Here is a 5659-nt window from a genome sequence, read left to right on the forward strand (position 1 = left end):
AACTTTGACGGAGCAGCCTCAGGCGCTGCTTCATACAGAGACTTTTTGAAATATGCCGAGATCATCAGGAATATAGACAGAGGCGTCGTGATGAATTTTGGCAGTGCCGTTATGGCTCCCGAAGTGTTTCTCAAGGCGCTCAGCATGGCACGTAACGCTGCCAGAAGGGATGGAACTTCGATTACGGATTTTACCACCCTTGTCTGTGATATCCATAAATTGCCCGAAAAGATCGACGCTGAACCATCGAAACAGGATGCAAGCTATTATTTTCGGCCCTGGAAGACAATGCTTGTCAGGACGGTTGCGGATGGCGGCAGAAGCTATTATGTCAACGGACGCCACGCAGAAACCATGCCATCGCTGTGGGCATCAATAAGGAACCTCGATGAAGATTTTTACCTTTGACAAATTGGTCAGAAAGATAGAAAATGCTAAGGCGAAGGGCAAAAAGGTGGTGCTTTGCCATGGATGTTTTGATCTTATGCATCCAGGTCATATCAAGTATTTTCAGTCGGCGAAGGGGATGGGCGACATACTCGTAGTCACTGTTTCGCCGGATCGGTTTGTTGATAAAGGACCCGGGAGACCGGTCTTCAACGAACAGTTGCGCGCCGAGTCAATAGCCGCCCTGCAGTGTGTCAACTACGTCGCAATCAACGAGTGGCCGACAGCCGAGGAAACACTGAGACTGCTAAGGCCCGACATATATGTGAAGGGACAGGAATTCGAAAAACTCGAAGACAAAACAGGTAAGATCCAGAAAGAAAGCGAAGTGATCAAAGAGATAGGCGCAGAGTTGAGATTTACCCACGAAATAGTGTTTTCATCAACGCAGTTGCTTAAGAAATATTTCTGAACAGGGGATTGCCATCAAACGGAAAATATTACTCATCAATGACCTAATTAAAAAGGTTGCCCAGCTCAAAGAGGCGGGCAAAGTCATCGTCCAGAGTCACGGTGTCTTCGACCTCGTCCATCCGGGGATAATCAAGCATTTGGAGGAAGCGAAAGCCAGAGGCGATGTGCTTGTTGTGACGGTCATCAGGGACAAGGACGTTCGCCGTGGATCGGGGAGACCGATCTTTCCCGAGGAGTTGAGGGCGCAGAACGTTGCTTCCATGCAGCAGGTGGATTATGTGTGCATTGTTGACGATGTGACTCCCTTCGAATGTGTCAGGAGGATAAAGCCGAACATCTTCGCCAAGGGGCAGGCATACAAGGAGAGAGACTGCAAGATCCACAAAAAGATCTATGAGGAAGAAAAGGAGTTGTATTTCGGGAAAAGCACCATTTACGAGACGCAGGGCTTTTCATTCAGTTCATCGAAACTCATCAATAACTTTCTCGATCTCTATTCCGCCGAGACAAAGGATTTCCTCACAAGGTTTTCCGACCGGTACAGCTTCGAGGAGATAGTCAAGAAGATAGAGTCTCTCGGGAAAATGAATGTGCTTCTCCTGGGCGACGGGATCATTGACGAGTATCATTACTGCGCGGCTATGGGCAGATCATCGAAAACCCCGATAGTGGTCAACAAGTATATAGGGCATGAAGCCTTTGCGGGGGCGGCGTTTATCATCGCCAACCACATAGCGGGCATCTGCGAGAAGGTTCATCTCGTAACTCTGCTTGGCGGCACGGATTCGAGAGAGGATTTTATCCGCAGCAATTTAATGCCAAACGTCGAACCGCGGTTCTTTTATCGGGATGACGGACCCACAATCGTGAAGAAGCGTTATGTCAATCAGTACCTGGGTCAGAAATTGTTCGAGGTCAATTATCTCAATGAGAACTATATCAACGGCGATTGCGAGAGAGAGATCATAGACTATCTCAAGTCTACGGTCCCTGATTACGACCTGGTTCTTGTATCCGACTTCGGGCACGGCTTCATAACCGAAAGGGTAATAAGGACGATCTCAAGATATGCGCCTGTGTTTGCCGTGAATACCCAGACCAATGCGGCCAACAGGGGATACAATATGATCACGAGGTACAAAAGGCCGAATTTTGTCTGTCTTGATGAGACCGAGGCGCGCCTGGCAACGCAGGACAAATTCTCCGATATAGCGGATATTGCGAAAAGGCTCGCAGCAAAGATCAACAGCGATTTTTTGATCGTTACGCTCGGGAGGCAGGGCTCGATTGGGGTGAACAAGAAGGGCGAGATCAACCATACCCCCATATTCTCTACAAAGGTTGTCGATACCGTCGGGGCCGGAGATGCCTATTTTGCGTTCACTGCTCCTTGTTTCGCGAAGGGGATGCCCCTTGATCTGGTATCATTCATAGGCAATTCCGTGGGGGCTCTCGCGGTACAGATAGTGGGGAACAAGAAACCTGTGGAAAGGCATGAACTCCTTGAATTTATTCATACGATCCTTAACCAGCGGTGAGCCATGAGAGAATTCGTCAAAAGATATCCCGGGGTATTTGTCGACATGGTCGGGTCCATCGGCTACACCGACGGTTCAAACCATGCAATGCCTGTCGATGACGGCATCGAACGATCGTGCCTGCTCATCGAAGAGCAGTCACAGAGGAATGGCAAGGTGATCTTCATCGGCAATGGGGGAAGCGCCGCCATCTCGAGTCACATGTCGATAGACTTCTGGAAGAACGGCAATATCCCCTCCATGTCCTTTAATGACGGCGCCATGCTTACCTGTCTCGGCAATGATTACGGTTACGACAAGGTTTTTGAAAAGCCCGTAGAGATGTTCATGAAGAAAGAGGATGTTCTCATCGCCATCAGCAGTTCGGGGAAGTCCCAGAACATTCTCAACGGGGTGAAGGCGGCAGACAAGGTGGGCGGCGGCATTATAACGCTATCAGGTTTCGGTCCCGATAATCCCCTGCGAAAAATGGGGTCCTGTAATTTCTACGTTCCCGCGGACAAATATGGTCTTGTTGAGATCATCCACCAGTACATATGTCATTGGATACTCGATTCGGTCCTGTATAACAGGTCGATATACAAATAAAGAACGGGGGTAGTTGGAAGCTATGACGACATCAAAGAGGGTATTTGTTACCGGCGGCGCGGGTTACGTGGGTGCTGTCCTGATACCAAAACTCCTGCGGAAGGGTTACGAAGTCAAGGTGCTGGACCTGTTCCTTTACGGAGAGGATGTGCTGGACAGCGTCAAAGACGACCCGAAGCTTAAGAAGGTGAAGGGCGATATCAGGGATAGGAAGCTCCTGGAGAAGGAGATACCCGGTTATGATACGGTGATCCATCTTGCCTGCATCTCCAACGACCCAAGCTACGAGCTGGATCCTGACCTTGCCAGGTCGATCAATTATGACGCCTTCATCCATCTTGTCGATGTTGCCAAAAAGGCAGGAGTGAAAAAGTTTATCTACGCCTCCAGTTCGAGCGTGTACGGAGTCAAGGACGTTCCCGACGTGACCGAAGACCTGCCGCTCGAACCGTTGACGGATTATTCGAAATACAAGGCCCTCTGCGAAGACATTCTTCTGAAAGAGGCGACGGACGATTTCATCGTGTCGATCATACGCCCGTCGACTGTGTGCGGATATTCGCCCAGGCTGCGCCTTGACCTTACCGTAAACATTCTTACCAATCATGCCGTCAGCAAAGGTGAGATCACCGTCTTCGGCGGCGAGCAGATGAGGCCGAATCTTCACATTGAAGATATGACAGATTTCTACACCTTTCTTCTTGAAGTGCCCGATGAGAAGATACACAAGAAGATCTACAACGTCGGTTACGAGAACTACAAGGTGAAAGACATTGCTGAAATGGTGAAGAAAGTGATCGATCCGGGCTTGCCGATCATAACAACACCCTCCGACGATAACCGGTCCTACCAGGTATCCTCGAAGAAGGTCAAAGACGCCCTGGGTTATGCCCCGAAGCGGACCATCGAGGATGCCGTGCGCGACCTGAAGAAGGCATTTGACGAGGGCAGGATACCTGATTCCATGACGGACATCAGGTACTACAATATAAAGACCATGCAGGCCGTCAATCTGAAATAATCGCCAGACCACTTAAGGAGACCATTCATGGAAGTCAAGTACTCTTACCTGGAAGAACAGTTTAAGGACCACGCTGCCATATTCGACGATCTCGACAAGTTGATCAAGAGCGGAGACTATACTCTTGGCAAACCGGTCGTGGAGTTTGAGGAAAAATTCGCACAGCTCATCGGCACCAAATATGCGGTTGGCGTCAATTCAGGGACTGACGCACTGTTCCTTTCATTAAAGGCGTTGAATGTGGGGCCCGGTGACGAGGTCATCACGAGTCCGAACACGTTTATCGCAACCGTCGGAGCTATCGTCGCGACAGGAGCGAAACCTGTATACGTTGATGTGACGGAAGAGTTCACGATAGACCCTGCGCTGATAGAAAAGGCGATCACGAAGAATACAAAGGTGATCATGCCTGTACATTACGCTGGCCACCCGGCGGATATGACGGACATCATGGCTATTGCCGAAAGGCACGGTCTGAAGGTCATCGAGGATTCCTGCCAGGCCATCGGAGCGTCCCTGGATGGCAAGTGGGTTGGCACCTTCGGCGTTTCCGGCGGCTTCAGCCTCCACCCCTTGAAGAACCTGAACGTCTGGGGTGACGGCGGCATCATCGTCACCAGTTCGGAAGAGGTTCGCGATCGCCTTGTGCTTTTGAGGAACCACGGTCTTCTGAACCGCGACGAGGTGGGGATCTACGGGTACAACAGCCGCCTCGATTCCCTCCAGGCGGTGGTGGGCAATCACCTCATAAAAGACATCCACGTCATCACCGACAACAGGATAAAATGGGCTAACAAACTGGATGCCGCCCTGAGAGGGTTCAAAGGTTCCATAGCCATACCGGAGCGGCGCGCCAACAAGCGCTACGTCTACCATCTCTATATGATGAAGGTGGAAAGACGGGACGAGCTCCTCGCCTACCTTGTCAAGAACGGTGTTGACGCGAAGGTCCATTACCCGATACCGATGCACCTTCAGCCTGCTGCAGCGGGACAGGGTTACAAGAAGGGGGATTTCCCCGTCACGGAATCGCAGAGCGCATCGCTTATCACCCTGCCGGTGCATCAGCACCTCAGTTCCGAACAGGTCGATTACATGATAGATGTGGTGAAGAGGTTCTATTCATGAGCATGACCGTCAAATATCTTGACCTGCCCCGGCAATTTCAAGATGAAGAGCTTTTCGGTCTGCTAAAGCAGCAATTCGATCGGTGTCAGTTCGTCATGGGACCGGAGGTGGAGCAGTTCGAGAAACAATTCGCCGCATTGTGCGGTGTTCCCCATGCTCTTGGTCTCAATTCAGGGACGGATGCGATCTTTTTGGCCCTCAAGGCGCTGGGTGTGGGTCCGGGCGATGAGGTAATAACGGTGCCCAACAGCTTTGTCGCTACGGCGGGTGCCATCGTGGCAGCAGGGGCAAAACCCGTTTTTGTTGATGTGGCTTCGGACTATAACATGGATGTGACCCTGATCGAGGGTGCAATTACCTCGCATACCAGGGCATTGCTGCCGGTGCATCTGACCGGAAATCCCGCCGATATGACAAGCATCATGAAAATAGCTGAAAAACACAAATTATTTGTGATAGAGGACGCGGCTCAGGCGGTGACGGCCTCGGTCGACGGCAAACGCGTCGGTTCCTTCGGAGATGC

General features: G+C 50.9%; 7 protein-coding genes. All 7 read left to right on the forward strand.

All coding sequences use genetic code 11. From position 1 onward, the window contains the following. Positions 1-408 (forward strand): hypothetical protein (locus PHC90_14225; GenBank protein MDD3847500.1); only part of this gene is annotated, 408 nt, incomplete at its 5' end. Then, positions 389-859 carry an adenylyltransferase/cytidyltransferase family protein gene (locus tag PHC90_14230; protein ID MDD3847501.1) on the forward strand — a complete coding sequence of 157 codons (471 nt, stop codon included), beginning with the start codon at positions 389-391 and terminating at the stop codon, positions 857-859. The genes PHC90_14225 and PHC90_14230, both read left to right, overlap by 20 nt. Positions 860-944: 85 nt before the next feature. Further along, a complete protein-coding gene (locus tag PHC90_14235) occupies positions 945-2399 on the forward strand; it encodes a PfkB family carbohydrate kinase (protein MDD3847502.1) in 1455 nt (484 codons plus the stop codon). Between the two features lie 3 nt (positions 2400-2402). Further along, positions 2403-2987, forward strand: coding sequence for an SIS domain-containing protein (locus PHC90_14240; GenBank protein MDD3847503.1), 585 nt, complete (start codon positions 2403-2405; stop codon positions 2985-2987). Between the two features lie 22 nt (positions 2988-3009). Continuing rightward, entirely contained in the window at positions 3010-4008 is a 999-nt protein-coding gene (locus tag PHC90_14245; protein MDD3847504.1) for an SDR family oxidoreductase, read from the forward strand. Between the two features lie 27 nt (positions 4009-4035). After that, on the forward strand, positions 4036-5136 hold the full coding sequence (locus tag PHC90_14250) for a DegT/DnrJ/EryC1/StrS family aminotransferase (GenBank protein MDD3847505.1): 1101 nt from the start codon (positions 4036-4038) through the stop codon (positions 5134-5136). Continuing rightward, positions 5133-5659, forward strand: a 527-nt coding sequence (locus tag PHC90_14255; GenBank protein ID MDD3847506.1) for an aminotransferase class V-fold PLP-dependent enzyme, incomplete at its 3' end; no start/stop codon positions are given. The genes PHC90_14250 and PHC90_14255, both read left to right, overlap by 4 nt.

This window comes from Syntrophorhabdaceae bacterium (assembly GCA_028698615.1).
In the GTDB taxonomy this organism is placed as follows: domain Bacteria; phylum Desulfobacterota; class Syntrophorhabdia; order Syntrophorhabdales; family Syntrophorhabdaceae; genus Delta-02.